This is a genomic window from Terrabacter terrae (genome assembly GCF_039529575.1).
Classification (GTDB): Bacteria; Actinomycetota; Actinomycetes; order Actinomycetales; family Dermatophilaceae; genus Terrabacter; species Terrabacter terrae.
Genome location: NZ_BAAANB010000021.1, coordinates 352,447 through 372,456 on the forward strand (window position 1 = coordinate 352,447; position 20,010 = coordinate 372,456).

The window sequence follows — 20,010 nt, forward strand, 5'->3', positions numbered from 1 at the left end:
TCCACACAACTCCCTCCAAGCGCCTTCCGCAGGGGTTCCGGACGATGTCGGTGCAGCCGTGAGCGCACCGTCCACGGTCCTGCCGCCTGCGCGGGACCCCAGCGCGGAGTGCAAGGATGGCTCCTCGTGAAAAACACCTCCAGGCGGCCCCACGCGGGCCTCGCCGCCCTGACGGTCGGAGCGCTCGGCGTCGTCTTCGGCGACATCGGCACGTCTCCGCTCTACGCGCTGCAGACGGTCTTCTCGATCGACCACAACATGGTCGCGACCACGCCGGGTGACGTCTTCGGCGTCATCTCCCTCGTGTTCTGGTCGGTGACGCTGGTCGTCTCGGTCAAGTACGTGGTCTTCATCCTGCGCGCCGACAACGACGGCGAGGGCGGGGTGATGGCGCTCGCCGCCCTCGCGCGCACGGCGGTACGCCCCGCGGGCAGGCGCTTCGGCCTGGTGATGCTGCTCGGGGTGCTCGGCGCCTCCCTCTTCTACGGTGACAGCGTCATCACCCCCGCGATCTCCGTCATGTCGGCGATCGAGGGGCTGTCGGTCTCCACGCCCGGCGTCGAGCACCTCGTCGTGCCGATCGGGGCCGCGATCATCACGCTGCTGTTCGCCGGCCAACGGTTCGGCACCGAGGTCGTGGGGCGCTTCTTCGGCCCCGTCATGGCGCTCTGGTTCGCCGTGCTCGCCGTCCTGGGTGTCGTGCAGGTCGTCCGCGACCCGTCGGTGCTCGCCGGCCTGTCACCGCACTACGCGGTGCTCTTCGTCCTCGAGCACCCCGGCATCGCCTTCGTGGCCATGGGTGCCGTCGTGCTCTCCATCACCGGCGCCGAGGCGCTCTACGCCGACATGGGGCACTTCGGCCGGGCCCCGATCCGCCGTGGCTGGTTCTTCGTGGTGTTCCCCGCGCTCACCCTCAACTACCTCGGCCAGGGTGCGCTGATCCTGAAGGACCCGTCGACGGCCGAGAGCCCGTTCTTCCACCTGGCCCCTGCGGCCCTCGGCATCCCGCTCGTCCTCCTGTCGACGCTCGCGACGATCATCGCCTCGCAGGCCGTCATCTCCGGCGCCTTCTCGGTGTCGCGCCAGGCGGAGCGGCTCGGCTACCTGCCGCGGCTCACGGTGCGGCAGACCTCCCGACACGAGCGCGGCCAGATCTACGTCCCGGCGGTGAACTGGACGCTCTTCGTCGGCGTCCTCGCCCTCCTGCTGCTGTTCGGCTCCTCCCAACGGCTCGCGACGGCATACGGCCTCGCGGTGACGGGCACCTTCCTCATCACCACGACCCTCTTCCTCATCCACGCGGAGGCGGCCTGGGGCTGGAGCCGGCGCCGGCTGCTCCTGCTCGGCATCCCGCTGGCCGCGCTGGAGCTGACGTACTTCGCCGCCAACCTCACGAAGATCGTGCGCGGCGGCTGGCTGCCGCTCGTCATCGCCACGCTCGTCGCGACCGTCATGCTCACCTGGCAGCGGGGTCGCGGGCTCGTGACCGAACGCCGGATCGAGCTGGAGGGACCGCTGGAGCCGTTCATCGACTGGCTGCACACCGACCCTGTCGACAAGGTTCCGGGCACCGCCGTGTTCCTGCACCCGGGCAAGCTCTCCACCCCGCTGGCGCTGCGCGAGAACGCGACGTTCAACCACGTCATCCACGAGCTCGTCCTGATCGTCAGCATCTCCTCGGAGAACGTGCCGTTCGTCGACGACTCGGAGCGCATCGAGCTGGACCACCTCGGCGACCCCTACGACGCGATCACCCATCTCACGCTGCGCTTCGGCTTCCAGGAGGAGCAGGACGTGCCGCGCGCTCTGGCCCTCTGCCGGGAGCAGGAGATCGTCGACGTCGACCCCGAGACGGCGTACTACTTCCTCTCCCGGATCTCCCTCGAGCGCGGGAGCGCGATCACCATGCCGTCGTGGCGCAAGCGGCTCTTCCTCGCGCTCGCGCACAACGCCGCGTCGCCGACCGGCTACTTCAAGCTGCCGGAGGACCGGACCGTCACGATGGGTGCCACCGTCAGCATCTGAACCGCGGGCGTATGCCGTGTCGCGGCGTCTGCGCCCCACCACGGTCCCCGCCCGGCGACGTGCTCAGGCGTCCTTCGCCTGACGTCACCTGCGTGGCCCGACCGGGCGGCGGGAGCTCAGCGGGTGGGGTCGACGACGGTGATGCCTGCGACGGTGGCCGCGTCGAAGCCGGGGAGCAGGGCCGCGGCCTCCTCGAGACCGATGGTGCGCTCGACCAGCCGCTGTGGCTGCAGCCGGCCCTGCTGGATGAGCCGCATCATGCCGGGGTAGTCCGCGGCGGCCATGCCGTGGCTGCCGAGCAGGTCGAGCTCCCAGGCGATGACCCGCGCCATCGGGACGCGCGGGTGCCCGTCGACGGGCGGCAGGAGCCCGACCTGGACGTGCCGGCCGCGACGACGGAGGCTGAGGACCGCGTCAGCGCACGTCTGCTCGCTGCCGACGGCGTCGACGGACACGTGGCTGCCGCCTTCGGTGAGTTCGGCCACTGCGGCCGCGACGTCCGTGCCGTCGGCGAGCAGCGTGTGCTCGGCGCCGAGGTCGGCTGCGGCGGCGAGCGCCTCGGGGTTGCGGTCCACCGCGACCACCCGGGCGTCGAGCGCCCTGGCGATCATCACGGTGCTGAGCCCGACGCCACCGGCACCGACGACGGTCACCCACTCCCCGCGGCTGACCCGCGCGCGGCCGACCAGGGCGCGGTACGCGGTGGCGAACCGGCAGCCGAGGCTTGCCGCGGTGGCGAAGTCGACCTGCTCGGGGACGCCGACGAGGTTGGTGTCGGCCGCATGGAGTGCGACCTGCTCGGCGAAGGACCCCCAGTGCGTGAAGCCGGGCTGTTCCTGGGCCGGACAGACCTGCGCGTCGCCGGCGAGGCACCACTCGCACCGTCCGCACCCGCAGACGAAGGGAACGGTCACCCGGTCGCCCACCGCCCAGCGGCGGACTCCCTCTCCGACCTCGGTGACGACCCCGGCGAGCTCGTGGCCCGGCACGTGGGGGAAGGCGATGTCGTCGTGGCCGACCCAGGCGTGCCAGTCGCTGCGGCACAGGCCGGTCGCCTTCACGCGGACGACCACCCCGCCGGGCGGGGCAGTGGGCGCCGGCACCTCGCGCACCTGTGGCTGGGCCCGGACGGCATCGACGACGACGGCTCGCATCGGGAGATCATGGCAGGCGGCCACGCCCTGCACGCAGGCGCCCGTTGTCACATCGCGGTGGTCCCGAACGTCATCACGACGACAGCAACCACCGGAGAAGGAGCGCACCATGAAGACGATGACCTGCCGAGAGCTCGGAGGCCCCTGCGACCTCGAGCATCACGGCGAGAACGCGGACGAGATCATCAAGGCGCAGGACCGCCACCTCAAGGAGGCGGAGCAGGCCGGGGACGGGACCCACCAGGACGCCCGCGACGCGATGAAGTCCCGCTGGCGGCACCCGAAGAGGTCGATGGGCTGGTACCGCGACACGAAAGCAGCCTTCGACCGCCTCCCCGTCGAGTGAGCGCGCGGGCCGAGGCGACGGTCGGAGGAGGGTAAGGGGCTGTCGGAGGCTGACGGCATACGGCTCGGGTGAGGACTGATGGGCGACGCGCGACTGACGGTGGTGGTCATCACGCACAACCGCTGCGGGGAGCTGGACCGGACGCTCTCCTCGCTGGAGCGGCTGCCGGAGCGGCCGCCCGTCGTCGTGGTCGACAACGGCTCGTCGGACGGGACCTGCGAGCTGGTGGCGACCCGCCATCCCGACGTCACCCTCATCGCGGCCGGGACCAACCTGGGTGCGGTGGGACGCAACGTCGGGGTCCGACGAGCCCACACGGCATACGTGGCCTTCTGCGACGACGACACGTGGTACGACCCCGGGGCGCTCAGCCGGGCGGCCGACCTGCTCGACGCGCATCCGACGCTGGCCGTCGTGACGGGCAGCATCCTGGTGGAGCCGAGCGGCACGCTCGACGCCATCTGCGAGGAGATGGCGTCGAGTCCGCTCCAGCGTCCGCCCGGCCTGCCGGGGCATCCCCTGCTCAGCTTCCTCGCCGGTGTCTCCGTCGTGCGCCGGAGCGCGTTCCTGGCGGCCGGTGGGTTCTCGGAGCGGCTGTGGCTCGGCGGCGAGGAGGAACTGCTCGCCTGCGACCTCGTCCGGGCAGGCTGGCACCTGGCCTACGTGCCGGAGGTGGTCGCGCACCACCAGGCATCGGCTCTGCGAGACGCGCACCTGCGCCGGCGACACGGCATCCGCAACACGCTCTGGTTCACCTGGCTGCGCCGGCCGCCGGCCAGCGCGCTGCGCCGCACCGGCCGCCTGCTCGTCCGTCTCCCGCGCGACCGGGTCAGCGTGCAGGGAGTGCTCGACGCGCTCCGAGGGGTCCCATGGGTGGTGCGCGAGCGGCACGCCGTGCCGCCGGAGATCGAGCAGGGCTACCGCCTCCTCGAGGAGTCGCAGCTGAGCGGCAGGTCCCGGCGGTACGTCTCGTGACGGCGCCCGCCTGGAGCCGGACCGCACAGCGGGCCGCGGTGCCGACTGTGCCTACGGCGCCGACGGCGCCTACGGTGCCGACGGGGCCCGGAAAATGCCGCGACCGCTGTCGGCGCCTGGCCATATCGTCTCGACAATGACCTCCACCCGACTCGACTCGCAGCGGCCGGTGGCGGTTGCCGCGCCGGCGCGCGACGGCCGCCGCACCGTCGACTGGCGTCGGCTGCGCAACCCCGTGTCGGTGTGGGCGCTCGTGGCCTGTGCCGTCGCCGCGGTCGGCTCCTCCCTCGGGTCGCTCGTCGCCGGGCGCCTCGCCGAGCAGGCGACCGCCTCGCTCGTCGAGCTGCTCGCACTGTGCGTGGTCGGGGCCGCGCTGCTCGACACCACCGGCCGCACGCTCTGGGCCGGGTCCGTCGACCGCGCGGAGGGCCGGCTGCGCGCCGACCTGCTCGACGCCGCGATGCACCAGCCCCTGTCGGCCCTCAACGACCAGGCGGTGGGCGAGGTCCTCGACCGCGTCGACGACGACACGCACGAGGTCGGCGCGCTGCTTCGGCAGAGCGCCTGGCAGGCCATCCGCACGGTCCTGGCCTCCGGCCCGCTCTGGATCGTCGCCGGCACGACGTGGTGGCCGGCCTTCTTCCTCTTCCCGATCGCCGGGCTGGGCGCCGTCGCCGTCGTGCGGCCGCTGCTTCCCCAGGTGTCGGCCCGCAAGGTCGAGGAGGAGATGGCCTGGACCGACCACGCCGCGGCGCTCGAGGAGGGGGTCGCCGCGCGCGACGACCTGCGTGCCAGCCTCGGGCAGGCGCACGTCGTGCGCCGGTGCACCGAGCTGGCCGCTGCCGTGCACCGCCGCTTCGCCGTGGTCCTCGGCCTCGAGAGCCGTATCGGGCGGCGCACCGGCAGCCTGCTGCACGCGGTGCTCGCGGGCACGGCGCTCGTCGGGGTGGCCCTCGTCGTGGGCGACCGCCTCGACACGGCCGCCCTCGTGACGCTCTTCCTCGTCACCACCATGTTCGTCGGGCAGGTCGACATGCTCGCGCGACACCTCCCTGACCTGCAGGCCGGTTTCGGTGCGGTGCTGAGGCTGCGCGGACTGCTCGACGCGGAGCGCGAGCCGGTCGGCGGGTCGGCCCTGCCGGCGGGGCCGCTCGACATCGCCTTCTCCGACCTGCACTTCGCGTATGCCGGGGGCCACTTCGCACTCCAGCACGTCGACCTGCGCGTCCCGGCCGGCACGACCTGCGCGCTCGTGGGACGCACGGGCTCCGGCAAGTCGACGCTGGCCTCGCTGCTGTCGAGGGCGGTCGAGCCCGAGCCCTGTTCCGTGCTGCTCGGCGGCGTCGACGTCCTCGACGTGGACCTGCAGCAGCTGCGCTCCGCCGTCGGTGTGGTCACGCAGCGGACCGAGATCCTGGCCGGCACGCTCGCCGAGAACATCACGCTGTTCGAGCCGGTGTCACTTGCGCAGGTCGAGGGTGCAGTCACCGAGCTGGGGCTGGACGACTGGGTGGCCGGCCTGCCCGCAGGGCTCGACACCGTGCTGGGGCCGGGCGGCACCACGCTGTCGTCGGGGGAGGAGCAGCTGGTCGCCTTCGCCCGGCTGCTCGTCCGTGACGTCCGCGTCGTGGTCCTCGACGAGGCGACCGCCCGCATGGACCGGGTGACCGAGACTCAGGTCGTGCGCGCCGCGGAGCGGTTGCTGGCCGGCCGCACCGGGCTCCTCGTCGCGCACCGGCTCTCGACGACCGAGCGTGCCGAGCAGGTCGCGGTCCTCGACGGCGGCCACGTGGTGGAGCAGGGCCCGCGCCGCAGCCTGGCCGCGCAGGACGGCCCCTTCCGGGCCCTGCTCGAGGCATCCGCCGAGGTCGGGGACGGCGTCGGGGACGAGGGCGAGCCCACGGCCGCCGGGCAGGTGGGCACCGCCCGCCGCACCGGCCCGCCGCCTCCCGCCCCGGAGCTCGAGCCCACACCGGGCCTGGCCCGGGCCACCCTGTCGGCGATGTTCATCGAGCCGCAGTGGGGCCTGGTCAGCATCGGCCTCTTCCTCGCCTCGGCGCTCACCGGGGCCTTCGGTGCGCTGACGGGCTGGATCTGGGGACATCTCGTCGTCGCCCTGCAGAAGGGGGAGAGCCCCACGGCACTGACCGTCGCGCTCGTCGGGTCGCTCATGCTGTCGCCGCTCCTGCTCGCCGAGGCCTTCCGCCGCTACCCGCGCTGGTGGATCTCCGTTATGCTGCGCGCCCGCTCGGCGGTGCTCGTGGGCCAGACCTCCCAGCACCGCCTGGAGCCGACGCCGCCGGGTGAGGCGGTCGCTCGCACCATGGACGCCGACCGGCTCGCACGCTACGCCGACCGCTGGGTCGACTTCGTCAACGGTCTCGTCATCGCCGGGGTGACGGCGGTCGTCGCCGGCAGCTGGGTGGCCGGTGCCGTGCTGCTCGGGGTCATGGCGGCCTCCGCGCTCGCCTCCTCCCTCGGACGGCGCGTCGCCGGTCGGTCCGCCGCCGCCTCCGCTTCGGCTCGCGCCACCTTCGGACGCTCGCTCGTGTCGGCGCTCGACTCGGTGCGCACCGTCAAGCTCGCCGCGTCGACGCCCAGCGTCCACGCGCACCTGCGCGGGGTGGACGCCGGCCGCGTGGAGGCCGCCGTGCGCGAGCACCGTGTGCAGGCCCTGCTCGACGGCGTGCCCATCGTCCTGGTGCAGTGCGGCGTCGTGGCCGCCTGGGCCCTGCTCGTCCTGGGCGAGTGGGGGCTGGCCACCGCGTTGCTCGTCGCCGGGGCGGTCAACGGCTTCGACTGGTTCGGTCGCGTCGCCGGCTCGGTCATCACCGAGGCGCCGGGCACCAAGGCGTGGATGCATGCCACGAGCCGGTTGGCGGGCGGGGGCGACCTCATGAAGGTCGACCCGGGGGTGGACCTGGTCGACGGGGCGGCACCGGCCCCATCCCCGGTGGCCCGTGAGCCGTTGCGCACCTTGGAGCTGGCGGGCGTCACGGCGGTCCACGACGACGGGACGCTGGGCGCCACCGACGTCGACCTGACCGTGCGGTCGCGGGAGCTCGTGCTGCTCCTCGGCCAGGTCGGGTCGGGCAAGTCCAGCCTGTTGTCGGCGCTGGCGGGTCTGATCGGCTCCACCGGGGAGATCCGGTGGAACGGCGAGCCGGTCCGCGACCCTCAGACGTTCCTGCGCCCCGGCCGGGTCGCGCACGTCGCGCAGGTGCCGCGCGTGCTCTCGGGCACCTTCACCGACAACGTCCGGCTCGACCACGCCGACCGCCGCGTGATGCCGGCGCTGCACGCCGCACGCATGGGCTCCGACGTCGATGCCGCGGGAGGACCCGAGGCACTGGTCGGCCATCGCGGTGTCCGCCTCTCCGGAGGGCAGGTCCAGCGGCTGGCGCTCGCGCGGGCGCTCGCGTGTGAGGCCGAGCTGCTGCTCGCCGACGACGTGTCCTCCGCCCTCGACTCGGCGACCGAGATCGAGCTGTGGACGACCCTGCGCGAGCGCGGCGCCACCGTCGTCGGGGCCACGTCCAAGCGCGCCGCCCTGGCGCAGGCCGACCGGGTTGTGGTGCTGGTCGAGGGTCAGGTCGCCGCGGTCGGTCCATGGACCGAGCTGGCCGACGACTGGGCGCACCTTGCCGGCTGAGCGCGACCGACGCAGGACGGACGACTCGGTCCATGTCGGCCTGGCACAGGACGGTCTGCAGCTCCCGGTATAAGTCCTCACGCCAGCCGCGTGTGCCTTCCAGGCCCTTCAGCAGCTCGTCGACAGAAGACATCCCGTCATCTCCGGTGTGGGTGGAGTCGGACACCGGGCTCGTACTCAGTGCCTCTCCCGCATTTCGTGGGACCTCCGGAGGCGCGCCCACCGCTGCGACCCACCGCTCTGACGCGTCCCGTGCGCGTAGCGTGTCGGCATGGCGATCGCGGTTGTCGACGGACTGCCGTGGTGATCCGCGCAGGCAGCCTGCTGTTGGCCCTGGACCTGGCCGGCACGGCGGTCTTCGCCCTGAACGGGGCGCTCACCGCTGTTCGGGCGGCGCGCCTCGACATCGTCGGTGTCGTCGCGCTCGGGATGATCACGGCGCTCGGTGGCGGCATCATCCGCGACGTCATCCTCGGCTACCTGCCGCCGGCGACGTTCCGCGACTGGCGCTACCTGGTCGTGGCGGCCACCGGTGCGCTCGTGGCTTTCGCGTGGGGCCGGAGGCTCGACCGGCTGGCCTTCCCCATCGAGGTCTTCGATGCGCTCGGGCTCAGCTTCTTCGCCGTCACCGGTGCCACCAAGGCGCTCGACGCCGGGCTGGGCCCCGTCCAGGCGGTGATCCTGGGCGCAGTCACCGGCGTGGGAGGCGGGACGATCCGGGACGTGCTCATCGGCCGTGTGCCGACCGTCCTGACCAGCGGGCTGTATGCCATCCCTGCCCTCGTCGGCGCCCTGGTCACCGTCGGGGCCGCGGAACTCGGTCTGCGTGGCTGGCCGGCCGCGGTGATTGCGGTCGTGGCCTGCTTCGTCATCCGCATGGTCGGCGTCCGTTTCGACCTCAACGCGCCCGCCCCGCCCGGAGCTCCTCGGCCCTGAACGAGGGCTTCGCCTCCATCTCGGTGCCCCTCTCCGAGTGGCCAAACCGACGCAGGCGCACAGGCGGCGAGGAGCAGCGAACTCAGCCGGGGTGTCACCAGAGCGCTGCCGACGCGCCGGACGTGCCGGTGGCCCCGCCGGTGGCCGGCGGGGCGTGGGGCGGGGCAGTCAGGTGTGCCAGGTCACGCCGGTCGCGGTGACGATGGCGGTGAGGTCTCGGTCGTGGACCTCGGTGTGGTGCCTCTGGCACAGCAGGCGCCGTTGGCGACGCCGGTGCGGCCACCCTGGCACCAGTGGATGACGTGGTGGGCGTCGCACCAGGTGGCGGGCGTGGTGCAGCCGGGGTAGCTGCAGCCCTTGTCGCGGGCGATGAGGGCCAGGCGCTGGCTGCGGGTGAAGAGGCGGCGGCTGCGGCCGACGTCGAGCGGCTCGCTGTCGCCGCCGAGGACCACGGGGATGATCTCGGCGTCGCAGGCCATCCGGCGCACGGCGCCGGGGGAGAGGACGTCGCCGGTCAAGGTGGTGCCGCTGCCCTGACCGCTGCCTCTGCTCATGCGACTGCCGGTGCTCATACGACTGACGGTGCTCTGACCGCTGCCGCTGCCGCTGCCGCTGCTCATACGACTGCCGCTGCCCCAGCGGCTGGAGCTGCCGCTGCCGCTCTCGTGGAAGTCGTCGACGAGGGTGTCGTAGTCGATGAGGACGACGACCTTGGCCCTGTCGGTGGTCGGGACGCCGTCGGCGGAGGCGACCCCGCGCTGCACGATGGCCAGCAGGGCATCCATCCGCCGCCGGGCGGAAGTGCGGTCGTCGTGGGTGATGATGCCGCCGTGCTCGTCGGTGACCGGAGCCGGGGCGGAGAGCGCGTCGATGGCGGCCTTGAGGATGGCGGCCGCTTCGGGGTCGAGGGTGCCGCGCATCCCGACCATGCCGGCGGGGTTGGGTTGGCTTAACCAGAGGCCGCGGGCCTCGCGTCGGCCGCGGTCGAGCCGGTCCTCGTCACGCGGTGGCCGGATCTGCTCGGTGTGGTGCCGCACGAGCCGGGCCAGCTCCTCTGGCCGGAGCTGCGGGGCCTGCGCGGTCAGGTCACCGAGCGCCGTCTCAAGGTCATCGGTATCGGCGACCGGCCGGGCGCGGGTGTCGAAGTCGATGATCTGGGCGGCGTTGCCGACAGTGACCTGCTGGGTGGCGACGAGCAGCCGCAGCCGGGCCCAGCGGGCCACGGTCAGGGCGGTGCCGACGGTCACGAAGGCCCTGGCCTGCCCGGCGGTCAACGAGGGGTCATGGCTTCGCAACCAGTCGGTGCGCGACAGCCCCTCGGGCGTCTCGACGCCACGGGACACCAGTTCCGACACGATGGTCACGAGGGTGACCTCGTGGGTGCGGCGCTGTTGCGCCACCCGGTCGGCGGCCACCACGAGGTCCGCGGCGCCGTGGGTGGTCAGGCCCAACCCGGCCATGGCGTCGAGGGTGATCGCGTCGACCGCGGCACGCTGGCTCCCGACGCCTGCGTCGTGTCCGGCACGAACCTCCGCCCGCCGGCTGACCGACTCGATCCAGGCGGGGTCGTCGATCATCTCCTCGTAAGCCGCCTCGTCCAGCCATGGCAGGTTGTCCAGGTCGAGCGACTCGATGTCCTCGGGGGCCAGGTCGGACCACGGCCCGCTTGGCGGTGCCATCGGCCGCGACACGGGCGCCACCGGCCTGGCCGTCGCACCGGCCCGCGCGAACCGACCACCTCCCTTGGGTGGCCGACCAGCCTCGGACCGCTCGCGCGGCTCAGTCAGCGCCGGCCGTTCGGCGCGCACCGGTCGTGGTGCCGACTCGGCCTGCTCGCCTCCCGCGGTGAACGCCGACCCGGCGGTGGGAGGCGACTGCTGGGACGAAGGAGACGGCATACGCCCCGCGGAGCGCTCCCAGAACCCTGCCTCGGCGACACCACCCGCGGCACGCTGGCGCGCCTCGAGGTCGGTCAGCCGGCTCCGAAGGAGCTCGAGCATCGATGGTTCGGGGGCCATGAGTCGAACATACGTTCGACCACTGACAGTGGGTGGGCAGTGGGCAGAGAGCCCGGACTGTCCGAAGTGCTGGTGCGTGGCTGCGCGGCGGGCTGGGTATGGCGTCAGCAGTCGAGACACGAGAAAGGAGTGGCCGGTGACCGACAACCAGGATCCCAGGGCTGGCGGAGAGGCTCAGCAGTCGAGCGAGTCGTCCGTTCGGCGCCAGCCCCTGGCAGGCACGCCGGAGGAGCAGGAGCCCGAGCAGGACGCGGTCCAGGACGCCCCCCATGCACCGGGAGACGGGGACCAGGACGCGCTGGAGGCCCAGGCGGCCGACGACTTCTACCACGACCGCCCTGCTGCGACCTCCGCTCGTGTCTTCGACGCCGAGGGCAACTCCGGCGGCTGACTGTCCGCCCGGCCCGACGCCGCACGGCACGGTGGGGCCGGCAGGCGGTTCGGACAAACGGGTACGTCTGGGGCAAGGAACAGGTTTCCCAGCAGACAACGAGAGGAGCTCGCCATGAGCTCAGCAGCAGGACCCACCGGCCGCGGACGATCCGCCGAGGAGGACTTGCCCCGCTCCCGCCGGGGGGACGACACGCTCTCCCGCAGGGAGGGCGAGACGCTCGGAGACGGCCGCCGGGACGAGACCCTCGTCGCCGAGACCGTGCCCGCGGACCGGTCCGAGCGGCGTGCCCGCGAGGACGCCGTCCTCGACCAGCGCGACGCCTTCGGTGGCGTCAAGGTCGGCTCCGCCTTCTTCGGCTGGCTGACCGCCACCGGCATGGCGGTGCTGCTGACCGCGCTCGTGGCCGCCGCCGGCACCGCCGTCGGTGTCGCGACGTCGACGAACGTCGACCAGGCCGCCGGCGACGCGAGCCGGAACCCCCAGAGCGTCGGGCTCGTCGGCGGCATCCTCCTGCTGGTCATCCTCTTCGTGGCGTACTACTGCGGCGGCTACGTGGCCGGCCGGATGGCGCGCTTCGACGGCGCGAAGCAGGGACTGGCGGTGTGGCTGTGGGCCGTGGTCATCGCGCTCGTCGTGGCGGGACTGGCGGCAGTCGCCGGCAGCAAGTACGACGTGCTGAGCCAGCTCAACAGCTTCCCGCGCATCCCCGTCGACGGGGGCACCCTGAGCAAGGGTGGCATCATCGCCCTCGTCGTCGTCGCCGTGGCGAGCCTGCTCGGCGCCCTCCTCGGCGGCCGGGCCGGGATGCACTACCACCGCAAGGTCGACCGCGCGGGCCTCGACGTCTGACCGCGCGCACGCCGCCCACACGGCTGCTCGATCACCCAGACGGCCCGATCACCCAACGGCTCGATCACCCAACGGCTCGGTTGCCGTGTCCCGCTCCTCCCGGGACGGCATGCCGAGCCGCTGGCGTTCTCTCGACGGCACGCCCGCCCGAGCGCGTCCCGCGAGAGCTCGCTGGCCAGAGCCGGCCGGCCGTGCCGGTCTCTACGGGCTCAGGGGGGAGGACGGCTCCTGGATCACACCGGTCACGTTCGATCCGTGGAGGGGTGCCAGGCAGCGCCGGGACGACGCGCCCTCGGAGTGGTGCGAGACGATGCCCGTGTCACGGGTCGACGATGAGCGCCTGGGGGGCGGCGGACTTCATCCGGGTGTTGAGCCATCTGAGCTGGCGTGCCGTCTCGGCGTTCGAGGAGTTGGCGACCTCGAGCAGGTCCTTGTCGCGCAGCCCCTGGGCTCCCTGGGCGACCACCGTCCAGGTCGTCTGCACGAGGCTGCCGAGCACGTGCAGGTCCTGCAGGTCGCGCAGCAGGCCCACCGGACCGCTGCGGACCTCGGCGAGTCCCGAGGCGTGCAGCCGCTCGGGCTCCTCGAGGCTCTCGTCCTCGCCGTAGCGCTCGATGATGGGCGCCAGCTGCTCGCGGTGCTTGTCGCTCCACCCGGCGAGGGTCTGGCAGGTGTGGAAGACGTCTGCCTCGGCCGCATGGCCCTGCGCGACGGCGCGGAACGAGTCAGCGAGGGTCTTCTCGCTGTGGTCGGCCAAGCCGATGTAGGTGCTGAGGTGCGGCATCAGGACCTCCCGGTGACGATGTCGGCGGCTGCGTCCTTGAGGCCCTCGACCGCGGCCTTGACGCGGGACGGGTGGGCGCCGGCCGCGTGCTGGCTCGGGTCGAGGTTGTAGGTCGGGGTCTCGTCGAGCACCCGGCTGCTGGTCGGGTCACCTCCAGCCGTGGCCGGTAGCTGGCCTCGTGCCGGCCTGGAGGCGGTGTTGGTGGGGGCGGGGGCCGGCCCGTCGCCGTCGCGCACCTTGGTGACCCGGCACGCGGCCGTCTTGAAGTACGGCTGCTTCGACACGGGGTCCCAGATCGTCATCGTCAGCTCGTTGGCGAGGCGGTGCTCCGCATCGCTCGCCAGCCCTGAGGGGTCCCAGTGGCCGTAGTGGAACGGCGCGAAGACCGCACCCTCCATGACCTGGCCGACCCGGGCGCGGACCTCGATGGCCCCGCGAGGGGACTCCACGCATACCCAGTCGCCCTCGGCGATGCCGAGGCGCTCGGCGTCGGGCACCGACAGCTCCACCCACGCGTCCGGTGCGGCGTCGTGGAGCGAGCGCGCCCGCCCTGTCTTCGTGCGCGTGTGGAAGTGGTAGACGGTCCGCCCCGTCGTGTAGAGCAGCGGGAACTCGTCCGAGGGCTCCTCGTGGGCGGGCACGTATGGAGCGCCCTTGAGGAACGCACGTCCGCCGGGCGCCTTGGCCCGGTGCTCCTCCTCGGTGACGGTGCCGCCTGTCGCGAGGTCGTGGCCGTACGTCTCGCAGTAGTCGGTGTCCGTGGGGAAGACGGCGTCGCCGTAGAGGCGGTCCGTCCCGTCGGGGTGCTCCTCGTTGACCGGCCAGGGTATGCCGGTGGGACCCCTCAGCAAGCCGTAGCTGAGTCCCGTGTAGTCGACCGGGCGGCCCGCCGTCACGGCGCGCCACGCGTCGAAGACCTCCTCGGGCGTTCGCCAGGTGATGAGCGGCGCGCCGTCCTTGTCGGTGAAGCCCATCCGGTCGGCGTACATGAGGAAGATGTCGAGGTCGCTGCGGGCCTCGCCCGGCGGGTCGACCGCCTTGTCCGACAGGTGCACCGTGCGGTTGACGTTGGTGAAGGTCCCCGTCTTCTCGCCCCAGCCCGCTGCGGGCAGGACGACGTCGGCGAGCTCGGCCGTCTCGGTGAGGAAGAGGTCCTGCACGACGACGAAGCACTGGTCGCCCGAGAGGATCTTGCGGATGCGAGCCGACTCGGGCATCGAGACCGCGGGGTTGGTCGCGGAGATCCAGAGGAGCTCGATGGATCCGGTCTCGGCGTAGCGGAAGATCTGCATCGCGTGCGTGGGCGGTGCCCAGTGGGGGATCGTCATCGGGTCGACGTTCCACGCGTCTGCGAGCTGTTGGACGTGCTTCACGTTGTCCCAGTTGCGGAAGCCCGGCAGGTCCCCGTCGGCCCCGCACTCCCGGTTGTTCTGGGCCGTCGGCTGGCCGTTCATCTGCAGGACGCCGGCGCCGGGGCGGCCGATCATGCCGCGCAGCAGGTGCAGGTTGTGCACGGCGACGGCCGACGCCGTGGCCTGGTGCGACTGGTAGAAGCCCTGCAGGACCGTGGAGAGCACGCCGGTGCTCGCGCCGAAGATCCGGGCTGCACGCCGCACGTCGTCGGGCTCGACCCCGCAGATGTCGGCGACGTGCTCGGGGGTGTAGGGCTCCACCGTGGACCGCAGGTCGTCGACGCCCAGGGTGTGGGCGCCGACCCACTCCTCGTCCACCCAGCCGTTCGCGAAGAGCTCGCGGGTCAGGCCGTTCATCAGCGCGAGGTTCGTGCCGACCCGGGGCGCCAGGTGCACACCGCCGGTGCGCTCGGCCTCGTCGGCGACCAGGGTGCGGCGGGGGTCGACGCAGACCACCTTCGGTGGGTCCTCGCCGCGCGTGCGGTCGAGGATCCGGGCCCACAGCACCGTCTGCGTCTCGGCCATGTTGTGCCCGAAGAGGAAGATCGCGTCGCAGTGCTCGATGTCGGTGTAGGAGCCGGGCTGGCCGTCGGCGCCGAAGGACTCCTTGAAGGCGGCGGCGGCCGTGGCGGTGCACAGCCGGGTGTTGCCGTCCATGTGGGGGGTTCCGAGCCCGGCCTTGCCGATGACGGCCAGGGCGTAGTACTCCTCGATGAAGAGCTGCCCGGTGGTGTAGAAGCCGTGGGACAGGGGGCCCTTGCGCTCGAGAAGGTCCTTGGAGCGCTCCACGATCCGACCCATGGCCGTCTCCCAGTCGGTCTCCACGAGCCGGCCGCCCTCGCGGACCAGGGGGCGGGTGAGGCGGTCGGGCGAGCTCGCCCACGCGGTGCTGCCGTAGAGTCCCTTGGGTCCGAGGCGTCCGTGGTTGACCACGTCGGTCGCACGCCCGCGGACGCCGACCATGCGGCCGTCCTTGACGGCGATGTCGCAGCCACAGCCGTTGCTGCAGAGGAGGCATGCGGACTGCACCCAGGAGTCCACATCGGACTCACCAAGCCCCGGCTCGAGGTGCAGGTCCACCCGGGCCGGCCACGTGGTGCCGCGTGGGTGCGGGGTGCCCTCGCCGTAGATGTCCGAGATCCTGCCACTCACAGTTGCTCCTTCGTCCCGGCGGGCACCCGCTAGGCTAGTTGCGCTGACGCAAACTTTGCGCTCCAGCAAAGAAACCACAGAAGAGATGATGGCGACAAGTGCCTCCTACCCAGCCATCGGCCGCGCGACGCTCCGCCCCTCGGCGGGCCGGCTCCGCCTCGCCGGCGCCAACGCCCCCCGGGCTCTCCGGTGCGCAGCTCGACGAGCTCACCGACGCCTTCGTCACCTCCGCCCGCGCGCTGGTCGGGATCGCCCTCCGGTCGGTCAACGCCTCCCCGGTGGAGGTCACGCTGATGCAGCACCGGGTCCTGGTCCTGCTGGCCTCCCGGGGCGAGCAGTCCGTCTCGATGCTCGCCGAGCACCTCGGGGTCAACGCCTCCAACGCCAGCCGGGTCTGTGACCGGCTCCAGCGGCTGGGCCTGGTCGCACGGCGGAGGTCGACGACCGACGCCCGCTCCGTCAAGGTGGCAGTGACTGCCGACGGCATGGACGTCGTGCGCTCCGTGGACGAGCACCGGCGCGCCGAGGTGCGTGGCCTCCTCGGCTCCCTCAGCCCCGAGGCGGGCAGGCACGTCGTGGGGGCGCTGCGCACCTTCAACGAGGCGGCCCACGAGAGCGCCCAGCAGGACTGGGTGGTGAAGGGGCCCGCGCAGTAGCCGTCGGCTGTGCTCGTCCTCGCGAGGGAGTGCCACACCTCGGAAGGATTGCGTCGTCCCGGGGGTGGACGGGTACGTGGTCGCGCGTGGGCCGGAACGCGACCCACGGCATACATCCCAGCCCGAGAGGTCACCTCATGTCGCCTGCGCAGCCCGGACGGTTCCGGCTGTTCCCCATCCCCGGATACTCGAGGACCACGGCGGGCGGCACCCAGGTGTCCTGCGGCGGGTGCTGCCTGCCGCTGCCGATCGGGTGCCTCACCGGCCTGGTCGCCGTGGCGGCGCCCGTGGCCGTCAACGTGGTGCGGCGCCGGCGTTCGCGACCCTGAACCTCGCCGTCCTGCGCCAGGGAAGGTGCTGGCCAAGAGGAGCCCGACGTGCTCGGACTCGTCGGTGAAGCTCCCGGCAGTGCGGCTGTAGAGGGGCGCGTCGAGGACGGTGCCCGAAAGGTGGCACAGCAGCAGCCGCCGGGGGTGAGCCACCGACGGCTGCGTGCTGCGGTGCGCGGTGTCAGAGCCCGAGCTTGCCTCCGAGGCCGCCGAGGCCGCCGCTCAGCAGCTCCTGCGGGTTGATCCCGAACTTGCCGAGCAGGTCGGCGTGCTGGTCGGTGTCGACCTGGTCGGGCAGCTCGCTCTCGGCCTGCTGGGCCTGCTGCTGGTCGCCGCGGTTGCGGAGGAACTCGAGGATCTGCTGCTTGTCGATCTGCATGGTGGCTCTCCTTCGTGGATGCACCGCCGGGCCCGTGCGGGCGCACGGCGCAAGGGCAGGACACGTGCTCTGACGACGTACCCGCACCGCGCGTACGTCATCGTCGACCCACCGATCGGCCGGGTTCGGCCGATCACCGTCAGGAGGGCCGGGTAGGGGAGTCCCATGGAGCGAGGGGAGGGCACGTCGGCGTCCAGGTCCTGGCCCGCGCCCTGGTCGAGACGATGGAGCCCGACGCCTGAGGTTCGGGGCGCGCACAGGCCCTCATTCGGCGCGTGACCGCTGGAGCTGGTGCTCCAGCAGCTCGAGGGCCGACCGGGTCGTGGCGTCCACGATCTCCGCGGGCTCGCCCTGCAGCCTCAGCTCCCGCTGCCCGAGGACGCCCGAGGCGGAGGCGACGGCCACGAGCACCGTGCCCGCCGGTTTGCCCTCCTGCTCGTCCGGGCCGCCGACCCCGGTGACGGCCACCGCGATGTCGGCGCCCATCAGGCGTGCCACACCTGTGGCCATGGCCTCCGCGCACGCCATGCTGATGACCGGGCCGGGCCGGACGTGGAGCACCTGCTGCTTGACCTCGGTCGCATACGCCGTCACGGCCCCGCGGAACCACGACGACGCCGACGGGGCGGCGGCCAGCGCGGCACTGATGGACCCGCCGGTCAGCGACTCCGCTGCGGCCACGCTGGTGCCACCCGCCTCCGCAAGCGTCGCCACCGACTCGGCGAGCGTGCGGACGTCTCGGGTGGGGGCACTCTCGGTCACGGTCATGACGTCGTCGGACACGGCACACCTCTCTTACGACGGACTCCATGCAGGAATTCATGAACGACCAGGGTCGTGAGACGACGAGCCCTGCAGTACGCGTACGGGTCGTCGAGCAGGGTGGGCATACCCACGCGGGCGCGGGCCCACGCGCCCCGGAGTCGGCGACCTCGGGCGCCCCTGTCGGGCCGTGCTTTGCCGCTTTCGCAGCGGGTACGCGTGCGGCATGAGCAACGAGAGCGACAGCACGACCGGCAGCGCCGGCGCCTACGACCCCGACCTCGACCCCGACACGGACGCCACGATGACCGCGCCCGAAGAGGGCCGGCCCGACGGTAAGGGTTCGGCGCCGGACGAGACGACGAGCGGCTCTGCCGACGCCGCGCCGCAGAACCCCCAGAACTCGGACGCGGCGGTCCTCGAGGCGCAGGAGGAGGAGGGTCCCGCGGACGAGTGATGCCCCGAACCCCCCCAGCCCGTAAGCCTTGTGAGCCAGGGAGATCCACGTGCGTACGTACTCGGTCGGCTACTTCGTCGGCAGCCTGTCCTCGACCTCCATCAACCGGCAGCTGAGCAAGGCCCTGATCCGGCTGGCCCCGGAGGGACTCGAGTTCACCGAGCTGCCCATCGGCAACCTGCCCCTCTACAGTCCGGACTTCGACTCCGACTACCCGCCGGAGGCCAGGGCCCTCAAGGACGCGATCGCCGCGTCCGACGCCGTGCTCTTCGTCAGCCCGGAGTACAACCGCTCCATCCCGGGCGCGCTCAAGAACGCCATCGACTGGGCCTCGCGGCCTTGGGGCCAGAACTCCTTCCACCACGTGCCGGCCGCGGTCATCGGCGCCTCTCCTGGGCAGATCGGCACCGCGGTGGGGCAGCAGAGCCTGCGCGCCGTGCTGAGCTTCTGCAACGCCAGGCAGATGACGGCGCCGGAGGCCTACATCATGTTCCGGCCCGGCCTGGTCACCGAGGACGGCGAGGTCACCGACGAGACGACGGCGGAGTTCCTCACCGCCTTCATGGGCGAGTTCCGTGACCACGTCGAGCGCGTCCTCACGGTCCTGCCGCGCAGCTGAGCCGCGCCCCGGGAAGGACCTGGACGGCATCCGTGGCCCGATTATCACTCGGCGTTACTCCTCCTATAACATGGTGAACGCGAACGTGTGCGGCGTTGCCGTTGGCCTCGCGCGCCCCTCCCAGCGGCGGCGCTCTCCGGCCCAGCGGTCTCCGGCTCGCCCGTCCGCGTCAGACCAGCATCGACGCCGGCCAGGCGGTCCTCGGCATGCCCGGGGGTCGTCGACCCGCCCATCACCGGAGGACCTCCACCATGATCTCGTCCACGCGCGCCGTCACCGCTTCCGCGGTGGCCCTCGCAGCCCTGACGCTCACCGCGTGCGGCGGCGGCTCCACCGGCTCGGCGGCCGCGGACAACCCGTACAACCTCCAGCAGCCCGGAGTGCTCCGGACCGGCACGCTCACCGACGCGCCGCCGAACGTCTACATCAAGAACGGCACGTTCACCGGCTTCGACAACGACCTGCTGACCGCCGTCGCGGGCAAGCTCGGCCTCAAGGTGGAGTTCGTCGGCACCGAGTTCAGCTCGCTCCTCGCACAGGTCAAGACCGGCAAGTTCGACGTCGGCTCCTCCTCGATCAGCATCACCGAGGCCCGCAAGAAGACCGTCGACTTCACGAACAAGTACGACTTCGGCTTCCTCGGCCTCGACGTGCCCAAGGGCTCGAGCATCACCTCCTTCGACCAGCTCGCCGGCAAGCGCGTCGCCGTCGTGCAGGGCACCGTGCAGGACGACTACGCCACCCGGCAGAACCTCAACCCGGTGCGGGTGCCCGACTACAACGCCGCCCTGAACCAGCTGCGCGCCGGCACCGCGGACGCGTGGATCACGCCCGCCGAGATCGGTGAGAAGACCGCTGCCGACTCCGGCGGCAAGGTCGTGTCCGTCGCCAAGCAGCTCGACCCGGGCGGCATGGCGTATGCCGTCGCGCCGGGCAACGACAAGCTGCGCGCTGCGCTGGACAAGGGGATCGACGAGGTCGTCGCCGACGGCACGTGGGCCAAGCTGCAGAAGCAGTACTACCCCGGCCGCGCGATCCCGGCCTCCTTCAAGCCCGGCACCGCCGCGAAGTGACGAGTGCCGCGACGTGACGAACGCCGCCGAAACATCAC

Annotated in this window: 18 protein-coding genes; 12 read left to right on the forward strand and 6 right to left on the reverse strand. The window is 72.4% G+C overall.

The window, feature by feature from the left end; genetic code table 11:
* Positions 1–126 precede the first annotated feature (126 nt).
* Entirely contained in the window at positions 127–2,025 is a 1,899-nt protein-coding gene (locus ABD194_RS11725) for a potassium transporter Kup (RefSeq protein WP_343991492.1), read from the forward strand.
* A 116-nt stretch (positions 2,026–2,141) separates the two neighbouring features.
* Here ABD194_RS11725 and ABD194_RS11730 read toward each other — a convergent pair whose 3' ends face one another.
* Positions 2,142–3,179, reverse strand: coding sequence for a zinc-binding dehydrogenase (locus tag ABD194_RS11730; RefSeq protein WP_343991494.1), 1,038 nt, complete (start codon positions 3,177–3,179; stop codon positions 2,142–2,144).
* Positions 3,180–3,288: 109 nt separating this feature from the next.
* On the opposite strand from ABD194_RS11730, the gene ABD194_RS11735 reads away from it, so the two are divergent.
* The 4 genes from ABD194_RS11735 to ABD194_RS11750 all read left to right on the forward strand — a co-directional run bounded on the left by ABD194_RS11735 (position 3,289) and on the right by ABD194_RS11750 (position 9,088).
* Entirely contained in the window at positions 3,289–3,525 is a 237-nt protein-coding gene (locus ABD194_RS11735) for a DUF1059 domain-containing protein (protein ID WP_343991497.1), read from the forward strand.
* A gap of 78 nt (positions 3,526–3,603) precedes the next feature.
* Positions 3,604–4,500 carry a glycosyltransferase family 2 protein gene (locus ABD194_RS11740; RefSeq protein WP_343991500.1) on the forward strand — a complete coding sequence of 299 codons (897 nt, stop codon included), beginning with the start codon at positions 3,604–3,606 and terminating at the stop codon, positions 4,498–4,500.
* A gap of 136 nt (positions 4,501–4,636) precedes the next feature.
* Positions 4,637–8,152, forward strand: coding sequence for an ATP-binding cassette domain-containing protein (locus ABD194_RS11745; protein WP_343991502.1), 3,516 nt, complete (start codon positions 4,637–4,639; stop codon positions 8,150–8,152).
* A gap of 300 nt (positions 8,153–8,452) precedes the next feature.
* Positions 8,453–9,088 (forward strand): trimeric intracellular cation channel family protein, encoded by a 636-nt coding sequence (locus tag ABD194_RS11750; protein WP_343991504.1) that lies wholly within the window; start codon positions 8,453–8,455, stop codon positions 9,086–9,088.
* 182 nt (positions 9,089–9,270) lie between these two features.
* Here the strand turns inward: ABD194_RS11750 and ABD194_RS11755 are convergent, their stop codons facing one another.
* Positions 9,271–11,106 carry an HNH endonuclease signature motif containing protein gene (locus tag ABD194_RS11755; protein ID WP_343991506.1) on the reverse strand — a complete coding sequence of 612 codons (1,836 nt, stop codon included), beginning with the start codon at positions 11,104–11,106 and terminating at the stop codon, positions 9,271–9,273.
* Between the two features lie 136 nt (positions 11,107–11,242).
* Here ABD194_RS11755 and ABD194_RS11760 point away from each other — a divergent pair, with 136 nt between their 5' ends.
* Both ABD194_RS11760 and ABD194_RS11765 read left to right on the forward strand, forming a co-directional pair.
* The gene (locus ABD194_RS11760; protein WP_343991508.1) at positions 11,243–11,497 is read left to right on the forward strand and encodes a hypothetical protein; all 255 of its coding nucleotides are present in this window, start codon (positions 11,243–11,245) and stop codon (positions 11,495–11,497) included.
* Between the two features lie 114 nt (positions 11,498–11,611).
* A complete protein-coding gene (locus tag ABD194_RS11765; RefSeq protein WP_343991511.1) occupies positions 11,612–12,349 on the forward strand; it encodes a hypothetical protein in 738 nt (245 codons plus the stop codon).
* A gap of 319 nt (positions 12,350–12,668) precedes the next feature.
* Here ABD194_RS11765 and ABD194_RS11770 read toward each other — a convergent pair whose 3' ends face one another.
* Complete coding sequence (locus ABD194_RS11770; protein WP_343991513.1) at positions 12,669–13,133, reverse strand: hypothetical protein; 465 nt, start codon at positions 13,131–13,133, stop codon at positions 12,669–12,671.
* Complete coding sequence (locus ABD194_RS11775; protein ID WP_343991515.1) at positions 13,133–15,697, reverse strand: molybdopterin oxidoreductase family protein; 2,565 nt, start codon at positions 15,695–15,697, stop codon at positions 13,133–13,135. The genes ABD194_RS11770 and ABD194_RS11775 overlap by 1 nt, the downstream gene beginning before the upstream one ends.
* A 98-nt stretch (positions 15,698–15,795) precedes the next feature.
* Here ABD194_RS11775 and ABD194_RS11780 point away from each other — a divergent pair, with 98 nt between their 5' ends.
* Together ABD194_RS11780 and ABD194_RS11785 are read left to right on the forward strand one after the other, a co-directional pair.
* The gene (locus ABD194_RS11780; protein ID WP_343991517.1) at positions 15,796–16,353 is read left to right on the forward strand and encodes a MarR family winged helix-turn-helix transcriptional regulator; all 558 of its coding nucleotides are present in this window, start codon (positions 15,796–15,798) and stop codon (positions 16,351–16,353) included.
* Between the two features lie 137 nt (positions 16,354–16,490).
* A complete protein-coding gene (locus tag ABD194_RS11785) occupies positions 16,491–16,682 on the forward strand; it encodes a hypothetical protein (protein ID WP_343991519.1) in 192 nt (63 codons plus the stop codon).
* A gap of 181 nt (positions 16,683–16,863) precedes the next feature.
* Here the strand turns inward: ABD194_RS11785 and ABD194_RS11790 are convergent, their stop codons facing one another.
* Together ABD194_RS11790 and ABD194_RS11795 are read right to left on the reverse strand one after the other, a co-directional pair.
* Positions 16,864–17,061 (reverse strand): hypothetical protein, encoded by a 198-nt coding sequence (locus ABD194_RS11790; protein ID WP_343991521.1) that lies wholly within the window; start codon positions 17,059–17,061, stop codon positions 16,864–16,866.
* A 264-nt stretch (positions 17,062–17,325) separates the two neighbouring features.
* Complete coding sequence (locus ABD194_RS11795; RefSeq protein ID WP_343991523.1) at positions 17,326–17,844, reverse strand: CinA family protein; 519 nt, start codon at positions 17,842–17,844, stop codon at positions 17,326–17,328.
* 205 nt (positions 17,845–18,049) lie between these two features.
* On the opposite strand from ABD194_RS11795, the gene ABD194_RS11800 reads away from it, so the two are divergent.
* The 3 genes from ABD194_RS11800 (at position 18,050) to ABD194_RS11810 (ending at position 19,972) form a co-directional block, all read left to right on the forward strand.
* Entirely contained in the window at positions 18,050–18,280 is a 231-nt protein-coding gene (locus tag ABD194_RS11800; RefSeq protein ID WP_343991525.1) for a hypothetical protein, read from the forward strand.
* 49 nt (positions 18,281–18,329) lie between these two features.
* Positions 18,330–18,899 carry an NADPH-dependent FMN reductase gene (locus tag ABD194_RS11805; protein WP_343991527.1) on the forward strand — a complete coding sequence of 190 codons (570 nt, stop codon included), beginning with the start codon at positions 18,330–18,332 and terminating at the stop codon, positions 18,897–18,899.
* A 251-nt stretch (positions 18,900–19,150) separates the two neighbouring features.
* Positions 19,151–19,972 (forward strand): ABC transporter substrate-binding protein, encoded by an 822-nt coding sequence (locus ABD194_RS11810; RefSeq protein ID WP_343991529.1) that lies wholly within the window; start codon positions 19,151–19,153, stop codon positions 19,970–19,972.
* The last annotated feature ends 38 nt before the right edge of the window (positions 19,973–20,010 follow it).

Excerpts from the sequence above, each read along its gene's own strand:
- ABD194_RS11730 (WP_343991494.1), bottom strand. The coding sequence starts at position 3,179 with ATGCGAGCCGTCGTCGTCGATGCCGTCCGGGCCCAGCCACAGGTGCGC.
- ABD194_RS11735 (WP_343991497.1), top strand. The coding sequence starts at position 3,289 with ATGAAGACGATGACCTGCCGAGAGCTCGGAGGCCCCTGCGACCTCGAG.
- ABD194_RS11740 (WP_343991500.1), top strand. The coding sequence starts at position 3,604 with ATGGGCGACGCGCGACTGACGGTGGTGGTCATCACGCACAACCGCTGC.
- ABD194_RS11745 (WP_343991502.1), top strand. The coding sequence starts at position 4,637 with ATGACCTCCACCCGACTCGACTCGCAGCGGCCGGTGGCGGTTGCCGCG.
- ABD194_RS11755 (WP_343991506.1), bottom strand. The coding sequence starts at position 11,106 with ATGGCCCCCGAACCATCGATGCTCGAGCTCCTTCGGAGCCGGCTGACC.
- ABD194_RS11765 (WP_343991511.1), top strand. The coding sequence starts at position 11,612 with ATGAGCTCAGCAGCAGGACCCACCGGCCGCGGACGATCCGCCGAGGAG.
- ABD194_RS11770 (WP_343991513.1), bottom strand. The coding sequence starts at position 13,133 with ATGCCGCACCTCAGCACCTACATCGGCTTGGCCGACCACAGCGAGAAG.
- ABD194_RS11785 (WP_343991519.1), top strand. The coding sequence starts at position 16,491 with ATGTCGCCTGCGCAGCCCGGACGGTTCCGGCTGTTCCCCATCCCCGGA.
- ABD194_RS11790 (WP_343991521.1), bottom strand. The coding sequence starts at position 17,061 with ATGCAGATCGACAAGCAGCAGATCCTCGAGTTCCTCCGCAACCGCGGC.
- ABD194_RS11800 (WP_343991525.1), top strand. The coding sequence starts at position 18,050 with ATGAGCAACGAGAGCGACAGCACGACCGGCAGCGCCGGCGCCTACGAC.
- ABD194_RS11810 (WP_343991529.1), top strand. The coding sequence starts at position 19,151 with ATGATCTCGTCCACGCGCGCCGTCACCGCTTCCGCGGTGGCCCTCGCA.